The sequence below is a fragment of the Terricaulis silvestris genome (genome assembly GCF_009792355.1).
Classification (GTDB): Bacteria; Pseudomonadota; Alphaproteobacteria; order Caulobacterales; family Aquidulcibacteraceae; genus Vitreimonas; species Vitreimonas silvestris.
The window spans coordinates 535,976-559,676 of the sequence record NZ_CP047045.1; the positions used below are offsets into that span (position 1 = coordinate 535,976).

A 23,701-nucleotide genomic window follows, 5' to 3' on the forward strand; every position below is an offset into this window, starting at 1 on the left:
CCGCAAAGCCAAAACCAGAAGTGGTATGCGTGGAATGAACAAACCGCATGGCCTGGAACGCCACGGAAAGTGCTGCCCGCGGGAGAATTTCTCAATTGCTCTGACGCAGTGCCGGGCCCACTTTTGGCGCCATGCGGGCGGCTCATGTCCGCTCCGAGGAAACGGTCGAAGGGTGACGCGATGACGATGCAAGCCGAACGCACGCGCGACGCTGCGCCGGTGGTGACCGACGCCGAAGTGCAGTTATTCTTGCGCGATGGCTTCGTGCTTCCCGAGCGCGGCCTGCCGCCTGAAGATACCGCCGCGATGGTGGCCGCGTGCGAGGAAGTCTTCTGCACCAATGCCAACTGGCAGAACCTGTTGCGCATGCCGCACATCCCGAAGCGCCCGGATCAAGACGAAGGCGTGCAAGGGGGCGAGCACCTGTTCAAGTTCGCCATCCACCCGATGATCATCGAGGCCGCGCGCCGGCTCGTAGGCGACAATATCATCATGTGGGGCGGCGAGATTTTCGCTAAGCCGCCAGGTGTGGGCAAGGCCACGCCGTGGCACCAGGATTGCTATAATCCCGCGGTGAAGCCTGGCCCGGGACGTGCGCGTGCGCGCAGTGCGATGATCTGGATCGCGATCGACAATTGTGACGAAGAGAATGGCTGCCTGCGCTTCATTCCAGGCTCCGGGGGCAACGGCCTGGTCGAGCACATTCGCGATGACAAAAGCGACGCGCTGTTGAGCTTCGAAGCCGATACCCACGATTTCGACGTAAACTCTTCCGTGCCAGCGATCCGCCGCCCAGGCCAATACTCGGCGCACGATCTCTATTGCGTCCACGGCGCACAACCGAACAACTCAAGCCGCCGCCGCGCGGGGCTGACGTTCCACTACATGAACTCTGAAGATGCGTACGATCGTAGTTTTGGCGATGCGGTTGCATCGGGCCAGGGCCGTAAGCCAGCGCCGTTGGCGTCACGCCCGATCTGGCTGGTGCTCGGCGAGAACAAAAACCCGATCAATGACTTTAGGCGCGGCCACCAAAATCTCGAGGATCTGGATGAGCAGGCCGATGCGATGCTTCAGCAACTGAATAAACAGCGCAGCTGACGCTTCACGCGCCGCGGGGATTGGGCGGCAGGCGCAAATAGATATCATCCGGATCGAGGTGCGCGAACGGCGAAGCAAAACGCTCTGGCGCCGCCGCGATGATGCTCTCGAGCGCTTTACGCGCCGCCGTAACGCTCGCAGGCGCGAGACCTGAACCGGAGCGGGCGACTGGTCCGTGAACCGTGAGTGCCGCCAGTACTTCGCCGACGCTGCGCAGTGGCATGCCGACGGCGGATTGGCCTGGCGAGTATTGCTGTATTTCGGCCAAGAAGCCGTCACGTTGCGTGGCTGCTGCTGCTCCTTCGGCCGCCTTGCGTTCGGCTGCACTGGGCTTGAAGTGGCGTTCAGCGAACCTCCAGTAACGTGCGATGTCGTCGGCGCTAAGTGCAGCGAGGATGGTGCGCGATGGCAGCGTCGCATGCAGTGGCGAAACTTCGCCGAGGCGGTCGCGATGATAGAAATCGTGGCTACCGTAGGCGACGGCGATGCGCAGGCTGTACCAGCCGAGCCGCACGCTTACCGAAGCGGTTTCGCCGCTTTCGTCGGCGAGCTGCCGCAACGCCGGCCCCGCTTCGCGCTGTAGCGCGAAGCGCTTGAGCAGGGCGCGGTTGAGGAGGCGCGGCATGGCGCCGAGTTCGTAGCGCGATGAAGCCTGAAAGCGGTCGATATACTCGGACTCTTCCAGCGTAATCAGCGCGCGATACACAGTGGATGGCGGTAGCGAGAGTTCACGGGCAATTTCTGAGACGCCCATAGGTTCGCTCGCTTCGCTCACAACCCGTAGGGCGTCGAACACGTGGGAGGCGGAGGAATTCACCGCGGAACGGGTCGGTTTCTTGCTCATTGCCCAGCCGTCTCCGAGGCGTAGAGCTTCGTACGCGCGCGCAACTCATCTACAAGCGCGCGCAGTGGCGGCATAATGGCGTTCGAATCCGGATCGAAGCGGTCCTCCGGGCCGCCGACGGCGATCACGCCATGCAGGCCGCCTTCTGAGTCCTCAATTGGAAAGGCCACTGCCGCCATTACCGGATTTACGCCACGGCGGGCGATCTCATAGCCGCGTTGCCGGATCGCGTGTACGGCGCGCCAGAGGTCCGGCGCTTTCATCACGCCGTCCGGACGACTGAGCCGCATCGGCGAACGGCGCTCGGCGTAGGCGTTGATGTCGTCGTCCTGCAGCGACGCCAATAGCACGCGGCCCGAAGTAGTGGCGTGCAGCGGGCGCAGCGCGCCGATCCGCGTTCGCCAGGCGCCCAGCTTTCGGGTTTCCACCGCATCGATGAACACGCTGAAGTCTTGCGCCCGAACCGCAAGTGACACGCTCTCGCCTGTAAGTTCGTAAATCTGTCGCATGAAGGGTGAAGCGAGTGTGCGGAAGTCCGGCTCGGCTTGGTTGAAGTTCTGTAGTTCGAGGATGCGGAAGCCGAGTTCGTAGCGGCCAGTCGCGGCCTTGCGCACGAGGTAGCCCTGTTCGACCAACGTCGTCAGTGCGCGGTGGACCATGTTCTTGGTCATGCCCAAGCGCTGGTTTAATTCGGTGACGCCGAAGTCCTCGGTGTTGCCGACGAACGCGGAGAGCACTCGCAGTACGCGCGCGGTGGCTTTGTTGTGTTCGCGATCAGAAGTTGGATCAGACGCCGGCATATGGAACGGTCTTAGCTAGGCCGATAAGTCTGCGCTAGCTCTTGCGCGGCCCCGCGATGCCCAATTCCCCTTTTTACGCAAGCCGTTGAACTGCATTTTCCCTCACCCGGGATCGCTTATGAGCGTCCATCATTGGCAAGTCACAAAAAGTGGGTTGTGACGAGCACCCCCGATTAGAAGATTGGACCGTGGAAAGCCGTCTGCTGGCAAGCTGGCGATACGGGGAGTTCGAAGGCATGTCGGCAGTCGCTGAGATCATGAGCCCGGGACACGAGCTGATCTCCACGCGCATCGAAGAGCGCAGCGAAGGCGGCCGCGTCGGCTATGTCACCGTCAACAACGAAGCGAAGTACAATGCGCTTCCTGCCGAGGGGCGTCGCGCCATCGGCGAGGCCATGCGCGCGCTTTCACATGATCCCGATCTTCGTGCGATCGTGCTCACGGGGGCAGGCGACAAAGCCTTCATCGGCGGCGCCAATGTCAGCGAAATGTCCGAGTTTCCGAATGCGCGGGTGGCCGAGGAAGGCAGCGCGCAGACGCACTACGCATGCGACAGCATCCGCCGCGCGCCGGTGCCGGTGATTGCGCGGATCAATGGCTATTGCCTGGGCGCGGGCATGGAGATTGCGACCTCGTGCGATATGCGCGTGGCCTCGCGCAATGCGAAGTTCGGCATGCCGGAAGTCCGCTTCGGCCTGCCCTCGGGCATGGAAGCGTGCCTGATGCCTCGCCTGATCGGTTGGGGTAAGACGATGGAACTCGTCTATACGGGCGAGATGATCGACGCCGAGGAAGCTTATCACTTCGGCTTCGTGGAGAAATTGGTGGACCAGTCTGAGTTGGACGCCGCTACCGAAAAGTGGGTGCGCGCCATCGTGACGGCAGGACCGCGCGCGATCCGGCTGCAGAAAGAACTGAACCGCGACTGGGAGCGCATGTCGATCGCCGATGCGGTACAACAAGGCATTCGTGCCGTGGGCCGTGCGCATTTGACCGACGAGCCGCGCCGCCTGCTCACCGCGTTCAAGAACCGCAAGCGCAACAAGTAATCCGGCGCAGTTCGCGCCGACGGAGCGCTCGATGTTAGACACCCCGGCGAACGTCGCCACGTGGCTGAGCCATGCGCGCACGCTGCTACGCGCGGGCGAGATCGTCGAGCTGAGCCATCCGATGACGATGGACATGCCGCACAGCCCGAACCATCCGCCGTTCATGTTCCGGCTGACGAAGCTGCACGGTGACTCGTCGCTGGGCGGCGACGTGTCGGCATCGAGCGACATGTTCACCATGGGCAGCCACAATGGCACGCACATCGATGGGCTTGGCCACATCGCGTGCGGCGGCATCGTTGCGGGCGGCCTCGTGGCCGAGGAGATCAGCTCACGCCGCGACGGTTTTCAGGAAATCGGCATCGAGACGGTGGAGCCACTCTTCCTGCGCGGCGTGCTGCTTGACGTAGCGCGTCATCATGGACGCGAGCGGCTTGAGATAACGCACGCGATTGGCGCCGACGAGCTAGAAACGGTCGCTGCGGCCCAAGGTGTCGAGGTCATGCCGGGCGATGCGGTGCTGATCCGCACCGGCTGGGCGCAGCTCTGGGCCGACCACAGCGCGTACGTCGGTTATCCGAAAGGTTCGCCCGGCGTCACGGGCGAGGCAGCTGCGTGGCTTGGCGATCGCGGCGTTCGCACAACGGGAACCGACACGTTCGCTTACGACGTCCGTCCGGCGCCGCAGATGCCGGCGCATGTCGAACTGATGGTGAAGCGCCGCATCAACATCATGGAAAACCTGGTGCTCGAGGAACTCTCGCGCCGTGGCGTGTTTGAATTCATGTTCTGCGCGTTGCCGCTCAGGATCGTCGGCGGCACAGGATCGCCGATCCGGCCGATCGCATTATATTAGGAGGCGTCAATGTTGATGCGCGTTACGTGGGGCAAGATCAAATCGGGGCGCTGGGATGAATACGAAGGGCTCTGGAACGCCTATGCGCAGCGAACCAAAAACACGCCTGGCCTGAAGGGCCGCTACCTGTTGCGTGACAGCGAAACTAAGGACGCCGGCTATTCGATCTCGCTCTGGGAAAACGAGGGCGACTTCGATGCCTTCAAGAAGACCGAGCCGAACGCGCAAGACATGTCCGACTGCTTCGTCGGTCAATACGTGACGACGATCTGTGAAGTGCGCGGTTCGACAGTCTAAGTCAGGTGCGAGACCGTCTTGGTGTAGGTGTAGCCCTCAAGGCCTTCAGTGCCGCCTTCGCGACCGTAGCCTGAGTCCTTCGTGCCGCCGAACGGCGCTTCCGGCACGGTCGAAACGAAGTGATTGATAGCGAGCGCGCCGCATTCGAGATCGTCGGCCAGCTTGGCGGCGTTGCGCGCTGAATCCGTGAAGGCGTAGGCCGAGAGTGCGAAATCCACGTTATTGGCGCGGGCAATAGCGTCGTCCAGATCGCGATATGGCGTGACCAGCGCGAGCGGACCGAATGGCTCCTCGGTCATGGCGCGGGCGTCGGGTGCGACGTCCGCGAGCACGGTGAGCGGATAATAATTGCCGGGCCGGTCGAGCCTTTTGCCGCCGGTCACAACACGAGCGCCGCGGCTGATGGCATCCGCCACATAAGATTCGATGGCTTCCAGCCGACGCGCGTTGGCGAGCGGGCCCATGATGCTGTCGGGATCGTCACCTGGGCCGACGCGAATATCGGAAGCGCGCGCGCCGAACGCACGGACGAACGGGTCATACACGGCCTCATGCACGAAGAAGCGCGTGGGTGAGACGCAAACTTGGCCGGAGTTGCGCGCCTTCGCGATGGCGGAAGCCTGCGCAACGTGATCGGCGCTCGCGTCCTCACAGACGATCACTGGTGAATTGCCGCCAAGCTCAAGGATGGCAGGCTTCATGTGCTTGCCCGCGAGGGCGCCCAAATGTTTCCCGACGGGCACCGATCCGGTGAACGTGACGAGGCGGACGTCTGGTTTCGGGATGAGGTGTTCCGAGATTTCGGATGGCGTGCCGAACACGAGATTTACCGCGCCCGCAGGCACGCCTGCGTCGACGAAGGCTTGCACCAGGGCCATCGCGCCCGAGGGCGTTTCCTCCGCTCCTTTGAGAATGATGGTGCAACCCGCTGCCAGTGCGCCCGCGACTTTGCGCGTGGGCGAAGCGAGCGGGTAATTCCAGGGCGTAAACGCGGCCACCACGCCGAACGGATGGCGCGTCACCATCTGCCGCAAGCCGGGTCGCGACGGAACGATGCGACCGTAGAGGCGGCGGCCTTCCGCTGCATCCCACATGATGCGGTCGTGGGCGGTGCTCACTTCGACCCGCGCTTCGAAGAGCGTCTTGCCCTGATCCGTGACGACCGCGCGCGCTATGTCCTCGGTCCGGTCTTTCAGGATCGCCGCGGCGCGCAGCATGATCGTTTCGCGTTCGGCCGGGGCTGTGCGCGACCAGGTCTTCTCCGCGGCCACCGCGGCGTCGAGCGCGGCGTCCAGGTCGGCGGTGGTCGCGTGTGGCAGCTCGCCGGCAGACTCGCCGCTAGAGGGATTGATGATCGGCGTGCGTTTGGTGCTCGTCTTCCAAACGCCGCCAATGCAGAGCTTGATCTCGGGGTAGGACATCGCGCGCTTATGCTCGCCGGGTGGAGCGGAAAAGCAAGCGCTTAAACATCGTACTCTTATGAAGCGCGTTCATTCCCGCATCAGGAAAAGTGGGTTGCCGCGCAAGGCGGCGGAGCCGGACAAGTGTGATCGCGCGAGCGCTGTCCAAACCGCGCCCGCTTGCGCCGAATGGTGACGACAGCGCGTCGGGACGCCGTTAAGATAGGGTGAGATGAACTTCGACTTCTCGGAGGATGCGAAAGCCATTCGCGAGCACGCGCGGGAATTTCTGCGTGAGCGTGTGCCGCCCGGCGCCGTGCGCCATCACATCGATGGCGGCGCGACCCACGATGTCGCTTTGTGGGCCGAGTTTGCGTCGATGGGCTGGCTAGGCGTTGCGATACCGGAGCAATTTGGCGGCTCGGGGTTGGGCTACGAAGCGGCTGCTGTGCTGGCCGAAGAGATCGGCGCCGTGGCCGCGCCTGTGCCCTTTGCGTCGACCGTGTATCTCGCGAGTGAAGCGCTGCTGCGTTTCGGCAACGCCGACCAGCAGCGGCGTTATCTGCCCGGCATCGCGGCGGGCGAACGCATTGGATGCTTCGCATTGTCTGAAGGCGAAGGTGAGCCAACTAACGCGCGCGTGCGTGGTCGCGTTACTGACGGCAAGCTGACCGGCGAGAAGATTCCGGTGACGGACGGCGAGGCGGCGCACTTTGCCATCGTGGTCGCGCTCGATGCGGACGAGCCGCAGCTGTTTATTGCAGACCTGGAACATCCGACGGTTGAGCGCGTCGCACTGCGTACTTTGGATGCGGCGCGACCGCAGGCGGAGCTACGCTTCGCGGGTACGCCCGTCGAGGTGCTGGGTGATGGCCCTGGTTGGCCAGGCGTCGAAGCGCTTCTCGATCGTGCCGCAGTGCTATTGGCGTTCGAACAAGTGGGCGGCGCGCAGGCGGCGCTCGACATGGCCGTGGCATTCGCGAGGGACCGCTACGCCTTCGGCCGGCCAATTGGCTCCTTCCAGGCGATCAAGCACAAGCTCGCGGATATCTACGTTGCCGTCGAGATCGCGCGATCGAACGCGTATTACGCCGCCTGGGCGTTGGAACGGGACGCGGCGGAGCTGCCGCTCGCGGCGGCAACGGCGCGCAGTGCAGCGATTGACGCGTTTGATCTGGCGTCGAAGGAAAACATCCAAACACACGGCGGCATGGGCTTCACCTGGGAATCCGACTGCCACATCTACTACACGCGGGCAAAATCGCTTGGCCTGTTGATCGGCGGCGCTCGGCATTGGAAGAACCGGCTGCTGCGCATCCTCGAAACGCGCAACGAGGCCGCCTGATGGATTTCGACGACACACCGGAAGAAGCCGCCTTCCGCGCCGAGGTCCGCGCCTTCCTCGAAGCCAACACCACGCGCAAGGCGACGCAGCGCTCCTATCGCAAGCGCGCGCTGGACGAGGCCGATATTGCGCGCGCCAAAGTGTGGCAAGCGAAGAAGGCCGACGCCGGTTTCGCCGCGATCACCTGGCCGGTCGAGTATGGCGGCCGCGGCGGCTCGATGATGCAGCACCTGATCTACCATCAGGAGGAAGAGCATTTCGTCGTTCCGCAGCACATCTTCAATCAGAGCATCGGGCTAGCGCTACCGACGATGATGACGCATGGCGCGAAGACGCAAGTAGAACGCTTCGCAAGGCCCGCGCTACGCGGCGATGAAATCTGGTGTCAGCTGTTCTCAGAACCCGCCGCGGGCTCCGACCTCGGCGGCTTGCGGACGCGCGCTGTACGTGATGGCGAAGACTGGATCATCAACGGTCAGAAAATCTGGACCTCTAACGCCTACTTCGCCGATTTCGGCATGCTAGTCGCGCGTTCCGACTCCAGCGTCGCCAAGCACGCGGGATTGACCTTCTTCTGGATCGACATGAAAACGCCGGGCGTCGAAATTCGCCGCATCCGGCAAATCTCAGGCGCGTCGAACTTTTGCGAAGTGTTCTTCACCGACGTGCGCATCCCGGACGGCCAACGCATCGGCGCCGAAGGCGATGGATGGAAAGTGGCCATGACGATGCTCATGAACGAGCGCCTCGTTGTCGGCCAAGCGGAAGGACCCGATTTTGAGGACATCTTCGAACTGGCAAAGCTTGTGAAGGTTGATGGTGCGCCAGCAATTCAGGATAGCGCTGTGCGCGAGCGGCTGGCCGACTGGTACATCCAACAGCAAGGGCTGCGCTTCACCAAGTTTCGCGCCCAGACCGCGCTGTCGCGCGGCCAAACGCCGGGACCGGAAGCGTCGATCACAAAACTTGTCAGCGCCACCAAGCTGCAAGACATCGCCTCCTACGGCGTCGACCTCATGGGCATGGCGGGCGCGGTGATGGACCCAGGTGTCGCGCCGATGAATGCGTGGTTCCAGGAGGCGCTGCTCTATGCGCCTGGTAAACGCATCGCCGGCGGCACCGATGAAGTCTTGCGCAACATCATTGCTGAGCGCGTGCTGAAATTGCCGGCCGAGGCGCGCGCCGACAAGGACGTGCCGTTCCGCGACATCCCGACCGGCTCGAAGGGATGAGCATGGCCGCCTGGCTCAAGAACCATCGGCCGGTTTACAGGCACGCCGATCTGAAGCGGCTAATTGATCCGGCGACGATCGCCATCGTCGGGTTGTCGCGCAACGAGCAATCGCTTGGAGCACGCGCGCTGGCCAATCTGGGCAACGCGATCGATGCAAACATCTACGGCGTCAACCCGCGCGTGGACGAACTGCACGGCGTGCCTTGTTACGCGACGGTGGCCGAAATCCCGGTGCGCGTGGATTGCGCGATCATCGCGACGCCGATCGATGCGGTCGAGCCGCTCGTGGAGCAATGCGCCGCGGCCGGCGTAGGTGGGTGCGTGGTGTTCGCTTCTGGGTACGCAGAGACCGGCCTGCCAGAACGCGTGGTGATGCAGGCGCGGCTCGCGGAAATCGCGCGCACTTCCGGCATGCGCATTGTGGGGCCGAACTGTATTGGGCTCGTCAATAACGTGCGCCGGCTGGGGCTGCTGTTTGTGTCGACCTATGCATCAACGCCTTGGCGCGCCGGGCCGATCGGCCTCGTGTCCCAGTCGGGCGGGCTAGGACAAACCATTGCCCAAGTGGTTCAGCGCGGCGGGTCGTTCAGCCATTTCCTCGCCGCTGGCAATTCGTGCGACGTCGATGTGTGCGATTACGTCAACTATCTCGTCGACGATCCGAACTGCCGCGTAATCGCTTGCGTGGCGGAGGGCCTTAAGGATGGCGAGAGGCTGCTGGAAGCGGGCGAGCGCGCGCACAAGGCCGACAAGCCGATCATTATGTACAAGAGCGCGACGGCCGCCGCCGCTGCGAGCGCCGCGATGTCGCATACCGGCACGCTCGCAGGATCGAACGCGGCGTTTGACGCTGCCTACCGGCGCGTCGGCATCGTGAAGGTTGACAACATCGAGGATGTCTACGAGGCGGCCGCGTTCTTCGCGAAAGCCGGCCGGCCGAAGGCGAAAGGTGTCGCCGCGATGGGCGCGTCCGGGGGCGCGTGCGTCATCACGCTCGATAAGGCCGAAGCCCATAACGTGCCCATGCCGAAGCCCACGGCCGAGACGCAAGCAGAGCTAGAGCGCCACGTTCCCACTTTTGGCTCGCCCGGCAATCCCTGCGATTTCACCGCGCAAGCAGGAACCGACAGGACGCTCTACCGTGCGTGCGGCACGGCGCTGCTAAGCGATCCGAACTACGCGGCGCTTGTCGTGATGATGCCGAGCATCAGCGAGCGCCTGACGCCGCCGAACATCGCCCTCTACTCTGAATTGGCGGCAGCTGCCGGGAAGCCCGTGTGCATCTCGTGGATGTCGGAATGGCGCGGCGGGCCGGGCGCCGAGCAATGCGAGAGTGACCCGAACGTCGCGCTCTTCCGCTCCACAGACGCGTGCTACCGGACTCTGAGCGCTTGGTTGGATCGTGAGACCGCAGTCAAGGCAGAGCGCCCCCCGCCGCGCCTTGCGAAGAGCGATACGCAAGCAAAGGTTGCGCGCGATTTGCTCCGCCAGGCCAAGGCCAAGCTCAGCGAGCGTGAAGGAAAACAGGTGCTAGCCGCGTACGGCGTTCCAGTCACCTCAGACAGTCTCGTTGCGAGCGCAGATGCGGCAGTCGCCGCCGCGATCTCGATTGGCTTTCCGGTCGTGCTCAAAGTCGATTCACCGGACGTCGCGCACAAGACTGAAGCGGGTGTGGTGCGGCTCAATCTGGCTGACGCGAGCGCGGTTGGACGCGCCTACGACGAAATCATGACCACGGCGCAGCGTGTCTCGCCCAAGCTGCGCATCAACGGTGTGCTGGTGCAGCCAATGATCGGCAAGGGCCACGAAATTGTCGTCGGCGCGACGATCGATGCGACATTCGGGCCGATGGTTGTCGTCGGCATGGGCGGCGTGCTGGTCGAGATTTTGCGCGACAGTACGGCGGAGCTGGCCCCTGTCAGCGCCACGCAGGCGCGGGCGATGCTAGCGCGGCTGAAGAGCTACCGCATTCTCGAGGGATATCGAGGCGATGCTGGCGTGAATCTCGACAAGCTCGCCGACATCATCGTGCGGGTGTCGCAGCTGGCCGTCGACCTAGCGGACCAGATTGCCGAGATCGACGTCAATCCCATCATAGGCGCAGGCGAACGGCTGATAGCGGTCGACGCATTGATCGTGCGCGCGGACGGAGCATGAGCATGGCCAAGTGGCTGAAGACCCAAGAGTTCATCACATTCGATGTGAAGGACAAGATTTGCCGGATCACGATGAATCGGCCTGAAAAGCGCAACGCGCTTTCGCCGCAGCTCATCAAGGAAATACACGATGCGATGCTCGAGGCGGACGATCTCGTCGACGTGCATGTGATCGTGCTGCAGGGCGCAGGCAATGATTTCTGCGCCGGATATGACTTGGCTGCTGGTTATATCGAGGTCTCGCCGGAAGAGGCGAAGAAATATCGTACACGCATGGGCACGTTTGACGATGACGTGTGGACCATGACGCGCAAGATGCATCAGATGCTGATCATCCCGGACGTCCACAAACCGGTTATCGCAAAGGTGCAAGGCCGTGCGCTCGCAGGTGGATCGGAATTGGCGCTGGCGTGCGACATTGTCATCGCGGCGGACGACGCAGAGATAGGTCATCCCGGGGTGCGGGGGCTGGGTTCGCCGCCGATCAATTTCTGGTTCTACCACACGGGGCCGCAGTGGGCGAAGCGGCTGCTGCTCACGGGCGACTCTATTCGCGGCGAGGACGCAGCACGCATTGGCTTGGTGTTGGACTCCGTGCCCGCGGCGGAGCTTGACGCGGAAGTCAGCGATCTCGCGCGGCGCATCGCGATCGTTGATCCGGAGATCACGGCGGCCAATAAGCGCGTCGTGAACATCGCAATGGAGTTGGCTGGAGCGCGAACGCTGCAGAAGCTTGCGACGGAAATCGACGCGCGGGCGCATCTCTCGCAAGGGCCGTTACGCAAGAAGTTCAAGGGCGATGTGAAGGAGGTTGGCGTGCGCGAGGCGATCAGCCGGCGCGATGATCTCTTCGGCGGACGAAAGCCGCTGAGGATCCGTAACGGCGAGAAGAAATAGTTGTGTTAGAGGCGGCGCTTCAGGAAATCGCCCGCCTTCGCGATGGCTTGACGTGCCAGCGCCACGTCGCGCCCCATCTGGATAAAGCCGTGAACGGCGCCCTTCCATTCCTCGAGTTCGGACGGGATGCCTACGGCCGCGAATTTCTCGTGCAGCAGGCGCGTGTCATCGGCAATGACGTCGAGATCGGCGAGACTGAGGTGGTGCGCGCGCAGGCCCGCGAGATTGGCGCGCAGCGGCGCCGCGAGGGGCGGCGCGGAGTCGAGCGCGCCAGGAACGTACTGGCGCCAATACCAGCGCATGCGTTCCGTCGTCAGGCCGTAGGCGCCCCCGCCATTCCGCGCATGGCTCGGCGTGTCGAACTGTGGCGCGAAGGCGCCGTAGAAGAGCGCACTGGCGTGTGGGTATGGGCGGCCTGCGTCGCGCTCTGCAATGGCGAGCGCCAGGGCGAGGCTGGCGCCGCCGCTGTCGCCCGCGACGCCGAGCTTTGTGTCAGGGACGCCGAGAGCAGCGGCGTTGGCGACGAGCCAGCGCCAAGCCGCGATGGCGTCATCCAGCGGCGCCGGAAATGGGTGTTCGGGCGCGAGACGGAAGTCGACTCCCACCACGATGGCGTTCGCCGCGAGCGAAAGCCGTCGCATCACGCTGTCGTGTGTATCAACGTTGCACGTCACCCAGCCACCGCCGTGCAGGTAGAGCAGCGCGCGCTCGGTGGCGCCCGGCTTGAATATGCGCGCGCGCAGCGTGCTCGCCGGACCATCAATGGCGATGGTTTCGACCGTCGCGACCTCCGGCGTCCCGTCGTTGAAGAACAGAGCGGCGGCATTCGACAGCTCGCGGCCCTCGGCGATCGGCAACGTGGTGATGTCGAACGGCGTTGCGGCCGCCGCTTGCGCGGCGCGCGCGGCGCGGATTTCGGGATCGATTGCGTCTGGAGCGCTCATGAGGCGCAATGCTATCGGCACACGAAGCGCAGCGCAAAGCAGCTCGGCTGCGGCGCCCATGAGTAACGCTCAACCGCCGCACACAATGCAGGAACTGGACGCCTGGCAGTCAGGCGCGGCCGAGCCCGTGCTTGAGCCAGACCTGCCAATCGTCGACGCACACCACCACCTGTGGCATCGGCCGCTGCAGCACTATGGCGCGCCGGAACTCGGCGCGGATCTGGGTGCTGGGCACAATGTGCTCGACACGGTGTTCGTCGAATGCATGGCTGGCTACCGGCCGGATGGTCCCGAGCATCTGAAGCCTGTCGGTGAAACCGAATTCGTCGTGGCCGAGACCGCTGGCGCATCGGGCATGTGCGGGGCGATCCTGGGCCACGCGGACCTCACGCAAGGTTCGCGTGTGCGGGAAACGCTAGAGGCGCACATCACGGCGGGCGCCGGGCGCTTTCGCGGCGTGCGCCACCAGGCGCAATATGATGCCGAATTAGGCTCGATGTCGCGCAGGTCGCCGCCGCCGCATGGCCTGTTGGACGTGATGTTCCGCGAGGGGGTCGAGCAGCTGACTGCTCTTGGGCTCGTGCTTGATGTCTATCTCTACTTCACGCAGCTCAGTGAACTTGCGGCGTTCGCGCGCGCCGCGCCGGATACAACACTTATTCTCAATCACACCGGAACGCCGCTGGGCGTTGGTCCGTACGCGAACAATCGAGCAGAGGTGTTTGCGCATTGGGCGCAGGGCATCGAAGACCTGTCGGCGTGTCCGAATGTGTTGGTGAAGCTCGGTGGACTTGGCATGACGCAGTGCGGTTTTGGCTTTGAAACGCACGCTACGCCGCCAGCCTCACATGAACTCGCCGAAGTGTGGCGCCCTTACATCGAGACCGCGATCGCGGCGTTCGGACCACAACGCGCAATGTTTGAGAGCAACTTCCCGGTTGATAAGCAGTCCTGCAGTTACCGGGCGCTTTGGAACGCCTTCAAAATCATCACGCGCAACTACTCCAGCGATGAAAGGCGCGACTTGTTCTGCAAAGCCGCGGCGCGCGCTTATAGGCTAAACCTCTAGGTTGCCGAGTAGTTCAAGAACGCGCGCAAAACGCGATTTTCTTGCGCGCGCGTGCAACATGACCAGTGCTCATTGACGCATACGATTATCTCGTTTGCCGCTCTTGCGACCCTCAACTCATGATCGCAGCCCAAGAAGAAAGCTCTCAGAGCTCGACGCGCGTTGCGCGGACCCTTGCAAGAAGCGAGGTTGGGGAGGGACGAAATGAAGGGGAATTCCAAGAAGGCCCGCTGGGCCGCTTCAGCCAGCGTACTTGCCGGCTCGTTGTTTATGGCGACGGCGCCTGCGGCGTTTGCGCAGGATACGCCGGCCGCGCAAGCCGATGACGGCACAGTGGACGATATCATCGTTACCGCGCAGAGACGTTCTGAGCGCCTGCAAGACGTGCCGATCGCGGTTACCCCTGTAACGGCCGAGCTGCTTGAGAACGCCGGCGTCGCCGGTACGCTCGATCTGCAAGCGGTCGTTCCCGGGTTGCGCACATATCAAATCGGCTCAGCGCTCACGCCGTTCATCCGCGGCGTCGGGTCGACGCAGTCGTCTGCAGGCTTTGAAAGCTCAATCGCGGTCTATCTCGATGGCGTCTACATTGGCAACAAGAGCTCGAACGTGTTCGATCTCGCCAACATCGACCGCATCGAAGTGCTGCGCGGCCCACAAGGCACGCTGTTCGGTCGCAACGCCACGGGCGGCGCGGTCAACATCCTGACGCGTAATCCTGGATCCGGCCCCGAGTTCGAAGCGTCGGTCGGCGCAGGCGACATGGGCGAGCGCTCGTTCAGCATCTATGGCGGCGCGCCGCTCGGTGACACGCTGAGCGCAAACTTCGCGGTGAATGGTCGAGAGCATGATGGCTGGATCTACAATCCAGTTCGACAGACGAACCAGAATCCGCACGAAAGCTGGAGCCTCGCAGGCGTAGTGTTGTGGGAGCCTAGTGACAACCTCACGGTGCGCCTGAGCGGCAACCAGACCTACTATGACGAAGCGACGTTCCTCTCGGCGCGGCCGGAGCCCGGAACGCTTTCGGTTGCGGGCTCGAGCGGCTTTGTCGTGCCCGGTGAACGGGAGTCCAGCTCGGATCACGAAACGACTGCGCGCCAGGAAGCGTGGAATCTTGGCCTCAACGTGACGTACGAGCTTCCAGCGTTCACGTTTGTATCGATCACGGGATACGGCGAAGGCCAAGCAGCGACGCTATCGGACTCCGATTTTTCGAACGCGACAATCGCGTATTCCGGCGCCTTTGGCATCGGCGAGCAGTTCACGCAGGAATTCCAGCTGCAGTCTCCCGACAACGATAGCCCGCTGTCCTGGATCGTCGGCGCGCACTACATGCAGTTCGATGAAGGCGTCGGCAATCCGGGGGAGAACTTCATTTCCGCGGCGGGCGTGCCTTCACCCATTCGTCCGCAGGACCTCACCAATGCGGGTTACTGCGCATCCGGTGCCTATTGTGTGAATGGCATTGTCGCGATGGGCACCACGGAGTCGTGGGCGTTGTTCGGGCAAGGTACGTATGACTTCACTGAGGCGACGAGCCTCACGCTTGGCGTGCGTTACGGCGAGGAATCTCACTCCGTCGATGGCTACAGCTTCCGCTACCGAGCGGTGGCGGGAACGGTAAGCGATCCCGTTTACAACGGCGTCCTCGGCGCGCCGGGTCTGGTGTTTGACACCTCGCTCATCAATTCGACGGTGAGCGCCGCACAAGATTTTGACGCTACGACTTATCGCATCGCCCTAGATCACAATTTCACCGACACGATCATGGGCTATGTCAGCTACAACACCGGCTTCAAGAGCGGCGCGTTCAATCAGACCACGCTTTCGACGACCGCGGTCGATCCAGAAGAGCTGGCGGCGTGGGAAGTTGGCCTCAAGACGCAATGGTTCGGCAATCGCCTGCGTCTCAACGGCGCTTACTGGAGCTACGAGTATTCGGATATCCAAGTCGGCCTCATCACCGGCTTCGGCATCACGACCGTGCAGAATGCGGCCGAGGCGAGCCTGCAAGGTATTGATATTGACTTCGAATGGCGGGCCACGGAGGCGTTGTCATTCACCGGCGGCTTCACCTGGCTGGAGTCGGAATATGACGATTACGGCGCTGGCCAGATTTTCCTGCCGCGCACGACGGTGAACACGTCCTGTCCGGTGCCAGTTGGCGGCGTCGGCATCACGATGGCCGAGGCGCGTACGCGCGCGGCGGGTACGCCGATTGGAGGAAACTATTCGTGCGCTGTGGATGCGGGCGGCGAGAGCCTCATCTTCGCGCCGGAGTTCAGTGGCAACGTGACTGTCGATTACGATATCCCACTCGCAAACGAATCGCGCCTCGCCCTGTCGAGTACGCTGTCGTACGTGTCGAGCTACACGGTGAGCCCGGGCGGCATCTTCGCGGAGATTCCCTCATTCGAGACGCTCGCTGCTTCGGTGACGTATCACGCGCCTAACGATGCTTGGTTCTTGCGCGCGTGGGGCGTCAACCTCACCGACGACCTGCATCCGATCTACATCTCGCCGCAGGCGCAGGGCTTTCAGTACGTCGAGAACAGACCCGTCACGTATGGCGTTACGTTTGGCGTAAACTTCGGCGGTCCGTAAGCGCGGTTACGTCCTTCGATGATCTGAGAATTGCGGCGGCGCCCTTCAGCGCCGCCGCTTTTGCGCGTGGCTGGCGATGAGAAAACCTTTGCGCGCCGCCACAAAAAATCGCGCAAGTGTCAAAGGGCTAAGCGGTACCTTTTGAATGCCAAAAGAGCATCAGACACGGCTGAATTGCTGTGATGACGGGGAGGAATGTCGTGAACCATCTGGGTCCAGCCCGTGCGTTCGAGCGCCGCGAACGCACTTCGAAAATTCTCTGCGGAGGCGTACTAGCCGCCTTGATGTTAGCCCCGGGCATGGCGTTTGCACAACAAACGGCGCCGGAGGAAACGTCTGACGAAAGCGGCGAAATCGTCGTCACCGCACAGCGGCGCGAGGAGCTGCTGAGCCGCGTTCCTATTTCCGTGCAAGCGGTGACGCCTACTGAGCTTCAAACCGCCGGCGTGGCGACGCCGCTTGACCTGCCCAACGTCGTGCCGGGCCTTACGACCAGCCCTGGCGCCACTGCCGGTGCATTCTTCACGCCTTTCATCCGCGGCGTTGGCGCCAACTCGACGGCGATCGGGAATGATCCGTCAGTCGCACTTTTTATCGACGGCATCTACCAGTCGGACAAAGCGGCCAATGTTTTTGAAATGGCGGACCTCCAGCGCATCGAAGTGCTGCGCGGACCGCAAGGCACGCTGTTCGGGCGCAACGCGACAGGCGGGGCGGTGAACATTGTGACGCGCAGGCCGTCGCCTGATGCCGAATTGAACGCAGAAGTGAGCTACGGCAATTACGACGCCACCAATGCACGCGTCTACGCAACCGGCGGCAGTGATACAGTTGCGGCCAGTATCGCAGCGACGCGCCGCGATGGCTTCGACTATTTCACCGTGCTCGGCACGGGCGAGGAAACGGGCGGACTCGAAAGCACGACAATCAGCGGCCAGGTGCTCTTCACGCCGACCAGCAATTTTGAAGCCTTGCTCGGCCTCAACTGGATGGACAACAGCACGAATGTGCTCCGCGGCGCGCAGAACATGGCACTCACCGATCCCATCCCGGTGGGCGTGTTCTTTGGCGGCACCGCGGCGCCCGATCCGTACACGGTCACCGAGCCGCAGTTGATCAACCGCATTGAGAACTCCGGCCTGCGCGCTTCGCTGCGGATGCGGTATTCAATGCCGAACGTGGATCTAGTGTCGACCACGGGCGCTTCCGACCTCGAGACGCTGACGACCCTCGATTACGACGCGACAGATTTGGATGTTTTCTTCTTCGACAACCCTGGCAACACCAAGGATTGGTCGCAGGAATTCCAGCTGCTCTCCACAAGTGATGGCCCGTTGCAGTGGGTCGCGGGCGTTTACTACCTGCACAACGAATCCGAGATGACGCCGCTCACATTCGGCGTCGGCGCGCCGTATCCCGGCACCGACGCACAGGTGCTCGCCACGCCCGGCGCGTCGCGCATTCAAACTTTCGCACGTGGGCCGATCGATGCCTGGGCTGTCTACGCGCAGGGCACCTATCAACTCACTGACGCAACGCGGCTCACCGCCGGCGTGCGCTATACCTCGGAAGAGCGCAACTTCCAGTTCGAGCAATACGGAATCGGTCAGCTCACACCGATGATCTTTCTCCCAGCGCAGACGCTCTTGGCCACTGACGATCAGTCCGAGACGTTTGAGGAGCCGAGCTGGCGCATCGCGCTCGATCACACCTTCCGTGAAGGCCTGATGGGCTATCTAAGTTACAATCGCGGCTTCAAGAGCGGCACGTTCAACTTGAACGATTTCTGCCCCGGCCAAACGCCCGTGGAGTCCGAAATCCTCGATGCGTATGAGGCTGGCCTCAAAGGACGCTGGCCGGGTGGCCTGACGGTCGACACCTCGGTGTTCTATTACGACTATCAGAACATCCAGGTGACGCGGATCGCGCCAAGCTCTTGCGGTGCGACCAGCCTGCAAAACGCCGGTGGCGAAGAGATCTACGGTCTCGACGTCGACCTCGGATTGCGCCCAACCGATAACCTGCGGCTTTCGGCTAACATCTCGCTGTTGCACGCCGAGTACTCGGACTTCTCCGGCGCTTCGGGCTTCACGCCCGGTTTCGTCGGCGGCACGGCGATTACGCTTGATGCAACCGGCGAACAGGCGATCTACTCGCCCGATTATTCGTTCACCCTGGGCGCCGACTACACCATTCCGCTGCAGAACCAAGGCTCAGTAAACTTCAACGCCAGCTACTTCTACACGGATGGCTACAAAACCGTCGTCGGGGACGGCAACTATATCGATCCGTATGGTCAGCTTAGCGCAGCGATTCAATACAATGCGCCAGGCGATAACTGGTACGCGCGGCTCTGGGGCCGCAATCTCACTGACGAGGACTATGTCGGCCGAAACCTGAACGCCTTCGGTTCCCCATACACCTACGTCGATCCGATGAGCTACGGCGTCGCGGTTGGGGTCAATCTGAACTAGGGGCTCGTATAACCGCCTCGGCTCACCCTCGTGGCGGATGCGAAGGGCGAGTGGTCCGCGTCAATGACGCGGACCATTTCGTATTGAGGAGGCGCGTGTCTGAGGCGCGCGCGGCTTAGGCGTTAGGCTAGATTGGCGTAGACCGACTTCGTCTCTGTGTAAGCGTCGATCGAAGCCCGGCCAAGCTCGCGGCCAAATCCGGATTGCTTATAGCCGCCGAACGGCGAGATCGCGTCCACTTGGAGGTAGGTGTTGATCCACACCGTGCCCGCGCGCAGCGCCGCGGCGACTTTGTGTGCGCGGCCGATGTCGCGCGTCCACACCGCGGCGGCGAGACCAAAATCGGTTTGGTTGGCTTGGCGGATGACATCTTCCTCGTCCGTAAACGGGATCACCGCCGCCACCGGGCCGAAGATCTCCTCGCGTGCGATGCGCATGTCATTGCTGACGCCAGTGAAGACGGTGGGCTGAACGAAATAGCCTTTTCCGCCGCGCGCCGCGCCTCCGAGCGCGACCTTCGCACCGTCCTTGCGGCCGACATCGAAGTAGCCGGTGACGCGCTCGAACTGTTCGCGCGAGACCAGCGGGCCCATCATGGTGCGCGCATCCATAGGATCGCCTGGCGCGAACGCCGCGGCATTGGCGATGAGCTTCTCCAGGAAGGCGTCGTGGACATCGCGATGCACAAACACGCGGGAGCTGGCGACGCAGATTTGGCCCGAGAGGAAACAGAAGCCGCTAACGCTGGCGCTGGCCGCGCGGTCGAGATCGGCATCGGGGAAGACAATGTTGGGCGACTTGCCACCCAGCTCAAGCGTGACGCGCTTCAGCGTGCTTGCTGCAGCCCGCACGATAAGCTTGCCGACATCCGTCGAGCCTGTGAAAGCGATCTTGTCGACATCGGGATGCGCAACCAGTGCGGCGCCCGCGGTTTCGCCAAATCCTGTGACGACGTTGACGGCGCCGGGAGGCACGCCAGCTTCAAGCATTAGTTCGCCGAAGCGGATCGCCGTGAGCGGCGTTTGCTCGGCGGGTTTCAGCACAACCGTGTTGCCGCACGCGAGCGCGGGGGCGATCTTCCACGAGGCGGAACTCAGCGGACCGTTCCACGGAATTATCTGGCCGCAGACGCCGACCGGCTCACGCAGCGTGTAGTTCAGCGTGTCTGGGCCGGATGGATTGGTTTCGCCATAAATCTTAGTTGGCCAGCCGGCGTAGTAGCGGAATGTGTTGGCGACATCCGCCACCTGGGCGCGCGCAAACGAGATGGGGCAGCCGTTGTTCAACGTCTCCATCTGCGCCAGCTCTTCGACGTGCTTTTCGACAATGTCGGCGATAGCGAGCAGGAGCTTGGTGCGTTCGTGCGGAGGCATGCCGCGCCAGCTCTTCTGTTCGAAGGTGCGCCGCGCGGCCTTGACTGCGGCGTCGACGTCTGCTGCCTCGCCGGAGGCTGCGGCGCCGATTTTCGCTTCCGTGGCGGGATTGATGGCGTCGAACGTCTTGCCGGATTGCGCCGGTGCGATCTTGCCGTCGATCAGGAGGCCCTTCGGGCTCGCCAGGAACGAGCGTACGGTGTCGTTCGGCGTTGTCACCGTTGTGGTTGCGTCTGCCATGGGATCCTCGCTAGTCGAATGTGATGACGGTGCGGATGCTTTCGCCGCGTTCCATCATCTTGAAACCTTCGTTGATGCGTTCGAGCGGCAGGCGGTGGCTGACCAGCGCATCGGAGTGGAGCTTGCCTTGCACAAACCAATCCATCATTCGAGCGATGTCGGTGCGCGGCTTTGACTTGCCAAAAAACGAGCCCATCACACTGCGGCCAGAGAGCACAGATGATACCGGGATAGCCAGCTGATCGCGTCCAGGCGGGCAGGCGCCGATCTGCACCAGTACGCCCCATTCCAGCCGCGTGGCGCCGAGCGCTTTTGGGCCGAGGTCGATATTGCCGACGCACTCGAATGCATAGTCCGCACCCGCGCCGCCTGTCAGGTCTCGGATCGCGCCGGTGATGTCGTCGGTTTTCCGCGCGTCGATGAAGTGCGTCATGCCGAATTGGCGGCCCACGGATTCTTTCGCCGGATTGGCGTCGACTCCGATGATCTGCGCCGCGCCGGCGAGTTGGGCGCCGTCGACGACGTTCAATCCGACGCCGCCTAATCCAAACACCACAACGGAGGCGCCCGCCTCGACCAACGCCGTGTAGAGCACCGATCCGACGCCGGTGGGTACTGCGCAGCCAAATAGACATGCGACGTCGAATGGCACGCCATTCGGGATCTTCGTGGCGAAGACCTCGTCGACAATGGTGTGACTGGCGAACGCTGCGCCGGGCGCAAGCACGGAAACAGGCCCGTCGTTCAGTGTGAAGTGCGGCGAGGGTGCAAAGCCCACGCCCATCGCGGGTAGGCCGGCCTTCTCGCAAAGATTCGTGCGCCGCGTGGCGCACTGCCCGCACTCGCCGCATTCGCCGATCGCGCATGTCACAACACGATCGCCGACTTTGAGCGACTTCACGCCTGGGCCGCACGCGATCACGACGCCTGCGCCTTCGTGACCGGGGATCAGCGGCCGGCTCATCGGCACGCCGCCATCCATGACGAAGAGGTCGGAGTGGCAAAGCCCGGCGGCCTTTGCTTCGATCAGCACTTGACCCGGCCCCGGTTCGCCAAGCGTGACGGCCTCAATCGTAAGTGGCGCCTTGGCGCTGTGAGAGATGGCTGCACGCGCTTCCATGGTGACGCCTCCTAGTGCGCGGCGATCCCAGCGCTGGGTTTGAACTTGATGGGCATATGCTTGACGCCCCAGAACAGCGTCGACGCCGCCATCTGCGGCTCGCCCACGAGTTCGGGTGGATCAGGCATGTGCTCAAGCAGATACTCAAATAGGATGCGCATTTCCGCCCGCGCCAGATGGGCACCGAGGCAATGGTGCTTGCCGATGGCGAAGCCCAGATGGTTGTTCGGCGTGCGCGCGCTGTCGAAGCGCATTGGATTTGCGAACACGGCTTCGTCACGATTGGCCGAGACGATCCACACCACGACCCAATCGCCCTCTTTAATCTTCTGGCCGCCAATGACCATGTCTTCTGTCGCCGTTCGCAGCGTGTGCGTCAGCGGCGAAGCCCAACGCACACCTTCCTCCGCCGCGGCCTTCACTGCCGCCGGATCGTGACGTCGCTCTCGCAGGGCGCGCCATTGCGCCGGATCGCGCATCATTTCGAGTAACGCAGCGGATAGAGCCGCGCGCGTCGTTTCATGGCCGGCCGCGAAGAACATGAGGCCATTGAAGCCAAGCTTGTCCGGCGACAGTGGTTCGCCGTCGATCTCGGTGCGGGCGAGGGCGCTCAGCAGATCGTTGCCATTGCCGCCGCGGCGCTCCAACGCAAGCTTGGCGCAATATTGGACAAGGTTGATCGTGCCCGCTTGGCTGGTCTCCAGCGGCGTCCCCACGCTCCATTCCGGGTCTTCCGGCGCAGCGCTCATGTTGTTCCAGCGATAGAGATCGTCCCAGTCAGACTCCGGCAAATCCATCATGGCGCTAATGACGGCGAGCGGTAGGCGGCCGGCTATGTCCACCGTGAAGTCGCACTCGCCACGCGGCAGCACGTCGCTGAGGATTTTCTTGGCGCAGTCGCGGATCAGTTGTTCGAGTTCAGCGATGCCGCCGACAGTGAAGCGCTCGTTAAAGACCCGACGCATCGTCATGTGCGGCTCACCGTCCATGACCGACAGGTTGGCGCCCGAACGGATGAGCCGCATGAACTCGCTCTTCTCAATATCGTCCATCTCGGCATTTTGTGGCAGCGAGGCGCCGTAGCGCTGGATTGAGAACGCCTTGTTATCGTTCATGAAGACGTGCATCGCGTCGGCGTGCTTGGTCAGAGACCAAAAGCCACGCGAGAGGCCGCCCTCCGTCCAACGAACGGGCTCTTCTTTTCGCCACTTGGCCAGGATGGCCATCGGATCGCCGGATGCGAAGAAGGCGGGCGAAGTGATTTTGACGTCGTCAGACACGCTGCGCCTCCCTTGGCGCCGCGCAGGTCACCCGCTTGGACGCCGTCCGCCCGGCGGTTCTCTCGGCGCCGGTGCAGGCGTGAGTGTCCGCTGACTAGTGGCAACGGCAACGAAGAAATGGTCATGCCGGAATGAGGTGTGTTCCGGCGGCATTCCTCCTGGTCCGGCGATGCTCGGACGCCCGGCTATTCGGGCCGCTTTGGGTGGATCAGGCTCAACGTTGTCCTTCCCGGACCACTATTCCGTTCAGCCACGGACAACATTGAGCGTTCGACGCCTTGTTTTCGAGGGCTTTGGGACCGGCGGACGTCTGGATATGTGGCGCGGGAGCGGCAAGGGCTCATTGCTGGGGAAGCTGATCAAGCTGGCGGCACGAGGCTCCGGATTTCGCCGTGATCTACGCTGCGCGCGATGCGGCGGTGGTCGCGGACCTCGTGTGCGCATCGTGGGCGAACGCGTAAAGCGTTGGCGCGCCACTTGCCGGCGTTGCGCGCCGTCGTCGATCCATGCGTGCCGCCCCGGGGAAGAGCTTGGCGTATAGGCGCTCTTTGCTTTTTCAGGGATAGTGAGGGTTCCGACATCGAGGTCAGAATCGGGCGCGCATAAGGAATCGCT

At 62.9% G+C, this 23,701-nt stretch carries 18 protein-coding genes; 11 read left to right on the forward strand and 7 right to left on the reverse strand.

Annotated elements, in window-relative coordinates; all coding sequences use genetic code 11:
* Positions 1-180 precede the first annotated feature (180 nt).
* Positions 181-1,101, forward strand: coding sequence for a phytanoyl-CoA dioxygenase family protein (locus DSM104635_RS02460; RefSeq protein WP_158764680.1), 921 nt, complete (start codon positions 181-183; stop codon positions 1,099-1,101).
* 4 nt (positions 1,102-1,105) lie between these two features.
* Here the strand turns inward: DSM104635_RS02460 and DSM104635_RS02465 are convergent, their stop codons facing one another.
* Together DSM104635_RS02465 and DSM104635_RS02470 are read right to left on the reverse strand one after the other, a co-directional pair.
* Entirely contained in the window at positions 1,106-1,945 is an 840-nt protein-coding gene (locus tag DSM104635_RS02465) for an IclR family transcriptional regulator (RefSeq protein WP_158764681.1), read from the reverse strand.
* Positions 1,942-2,745 (reverse strand): IclR family transcriptional regulator, encoded by an 804-nt coding sequence (locus DSM104635_RS02470; protein ID WP_158764682.1) that lies wholly within the window; start codon positions 2,743-2,745, stop codon positions 1,942-1,944. The genes DSM104635_RS02465 and DSM104635_RS02470 overlap by 4 nt, the downstream gene beginning before the upstream one ends.
* 188 nt (positions 2,746-2,933) lie before the next feature.
* Between DSM104635_RS02470 and DSM104635_RS02475 the strand changes: the two genes are divergently transcribed.
* Genes DSM104635_RS02475 through DSM104635_RS02485 form a run of 3 tightly spaced genes read left to right on the forward strand, consistent with a single transcriptional unit; the run spans position 2,934 to position 4,947 of the window.
* On the forward strand, positions 2,934-3,794 hold the full coding sequence (locus DSM104635_RS02475) for an enoyl-CoA hydratase-related protein (RefSeq protein ID WP_158764683.1): 861 nt from the start codon (positions 2,934-2,936) through the stop codon (positions 3,792-3,794).
* A gap of 31 nt (positions 3,795-3,825) precedes the next feature.
* Positions 3,826-4,650, forward strand: a complete 825-nt coding sequence (locus DSM104635_RS02480; RefSeq protein ID WP_158764684.1) for a cyclase family protein — start codon at positions 3,826-3,828, stop codon at positions 4,648-4,650.
* A 9-nt stretch (positions 4,651-4,659) separates the two neighbouring features.
* Positions 4,660-4,947, forward strand: a complete 288-nt coding sequence (locus tag DSM104635_RS02485) for an antibiotic biosynthesis monooxygenase family protein (protein ID WP_158764685.1) — start codon at positions 4,660-4,662, stop codon at positions 4,945-4,947.
* Here the strand turns inward: DSM104635_RS02485 and DSM104635_RS02490 are convergent.
* Positions 4,944-6,368: an NAD-dependent succinate-semialdehyde dehydrogenase gene (locus DSM104635_RS02490; protein WP_158764686.1), complete on the reverse strand. Its 1,425-nt coding sequence runs from the start codon at positions 6,366-6,368 to the stop codon at positions 4,944-4,946. The two genes, DSM104635_RS02485 and DSM104635_RS02490, sit on opposite strands and share 4 nt — an antisense overlap.
* 211 nt (positions 6,369-6,579) lie before the next feature.
* Here DSM104635_RS02490 and DSM104635_RS02495 point away from each other — a divergent pair, with 211 nt between their 5' ends.
* From DSM104635_RS02495 to DSM104635_RS02510, 4 genes are read left to right on the forward strand one after another with little or no spacing between them, the layout of a single operon-like run.
* On the forward strand, positions 6,580-7,692 hold the full coding sequence (locus DSM104635_RS02495; RefSeq protein WP_158764687.1) for an acyl-CoA dehydrogenase family protein: 1,113 nt from the start codon (positions 6,580-6,582) through the stop codon (positions 7,690-7,692).
* Positions 7,692-8,924 carry an acyl-CoA dehydrogenase family protein gene (locus tag DSM104635_RS02500; protein WP_158764688.1) on the forward strand — a complete coding sequence of 411 codons (1,233 nt, stop codon included), beginning with the start codon at positions 7,692-7,694 and terminating at the stop codon, positions 8,922-8,924. The genes DSM104635_RS02495 and DSM104635_RS02500 overlap by 1 nt, the downstream gene beginning before the upstream one ends.
* A 2-nt stretch (positions 8,925-8,926) precedes the next feature.
* Positions 8,927-11,083, forward strand: coding sequence for an acetate--CoA ligase family protein (locus DSM104635_RS02505; protein WP_158764689.1), 2,157 nt, complete (start codon positions 8,927-8,929; stop codon positions 11,081-11,083).
* A 2-nt stretch (positions 11,084-11,085) separates the two neighbouring features.
* Positions 11,086-11,979, forward strand: a complete 894-nt coding sequence (locus DSM104635_RS02510; RefSeq protein WP_158764690.1) for a crotonase/enoyl-CoA hydratase family protein — start codon at positions 11,086-11,088, stop codon at positions 11,977-11,979.
* 5 nt (positions 11,980-11,984) lie between these two features.
* Here DSM104635_RS02510 and DSM104635_RS02515 read toward each other — a convergent pair whose 3' ends face one another.
* On the reverse strand, positions 11,985-12,923 hold the full coding sequence (locus DSM104635_RS02515) for an alpha/beta hydrolase (RefSeq protein WP_158764691.1): 939 nt from the start codon (positions 12,921-12,923) through the stop codon (positions 11,985-11,987).
* A 58-nt stretch (positions 12,924-12,981) separates the two neighbouring features.
* Here DSM104635_RS02515 and DSM104635_RS02520 point away from each other — a divergent pair, with 58 nt between their 5' ends.
* The 3 genes from DSM104635_RS02520 to DSM104635_RS02530 all read left to right on the forward strand — a co-directional run bounded on the left by DSM104635_RS02520 (position 12,982) and on the right by DSM104635_RS02530 (position 19,073).
* Complete coding sequence (locus DSM104635_RS02520) at positions 12,982-13,992, forward strand: amidohydrolase family protein (protein ID WP_158764692.1); 1,011 nt, start codon at positions 12,982-12,984, stop codon at positions 13,990-13,992.
* 204 nt (positions 13,993-14,196) lie between these two features.
* Complete coding sequence (locus tag DSM104635_RS02525; protein WP_158764693.1) at positions 14,197-16,599, forward strand: TonB-dependent receptor; 2,403 nt, start codon at positions 14,197-14,199, stop codon at positions 16,597-16,599.
* Between the two features lie 299 nt (positions 16,600-16,898).
* On the forward strand, positions 16,899-19,073 hold the full coding sequence (locus DSM104635_RS02530) for a TonB-dependent receptor (protein WP_158764694.1): 2,175 nt from the start codon (positions 16,899-16,901) through the stop codon (positions 19,071-19,073).
* A 122-nt stretch (positions 19,074-19,195) separates the two neighbouring features.
* On the opposite strand, the gene DSM104635_RS02535 is transcribed toward DSM104635_RS02530, so the two are convergent.
* Genes DSM104635_RS02535 through DSM104635_RS02545 form a run of 3 tightly spaced genes read right to left on the reverse strand, consistent with a single transcriptional unit; the run spans position 19,196 to position 23,086 of the window.
* Positions 19,196-20,686, reverse strand: coding sequence for an aldehyde dehydrogenase family protein (locus DSM104635_RS02535; protein ID WP_158764695.1), 1,491 nt, complete (start codon positions 20,684-20,686; stop codon positions 19,196-19,198).
* A gap of 10 nt (positions 20,687-20,696) precedes the next feature.
* Positions 20,697-21,806, reverse strand: coding sequence for an alcohol dehydrogenase catalytic domain-containing protein (locus tag DSM104635_RS02540; RefSeq protein WP_158764696.1), 1,110 nt, complete (start codon positions 21,804-21,806; stop codon positions 20,697-20,699).
* Positions 21,807-21,817: 11 nt separating this feature from the next.
* The gene (locus DSM104635_RS02545; protein WP_158764697.1) at positions 21,818-23,086 is read right to left on the reverse strand and encodes a cytochrome P450; all 1,269 of its coding nucleotides are present in this window, start codon (positions 23,084-23,086) and stop codon (positions 21,818-21,820) included.
* Between the last annotated feature and the right edge of the window lie 615 nt (positions 23,087-23,701).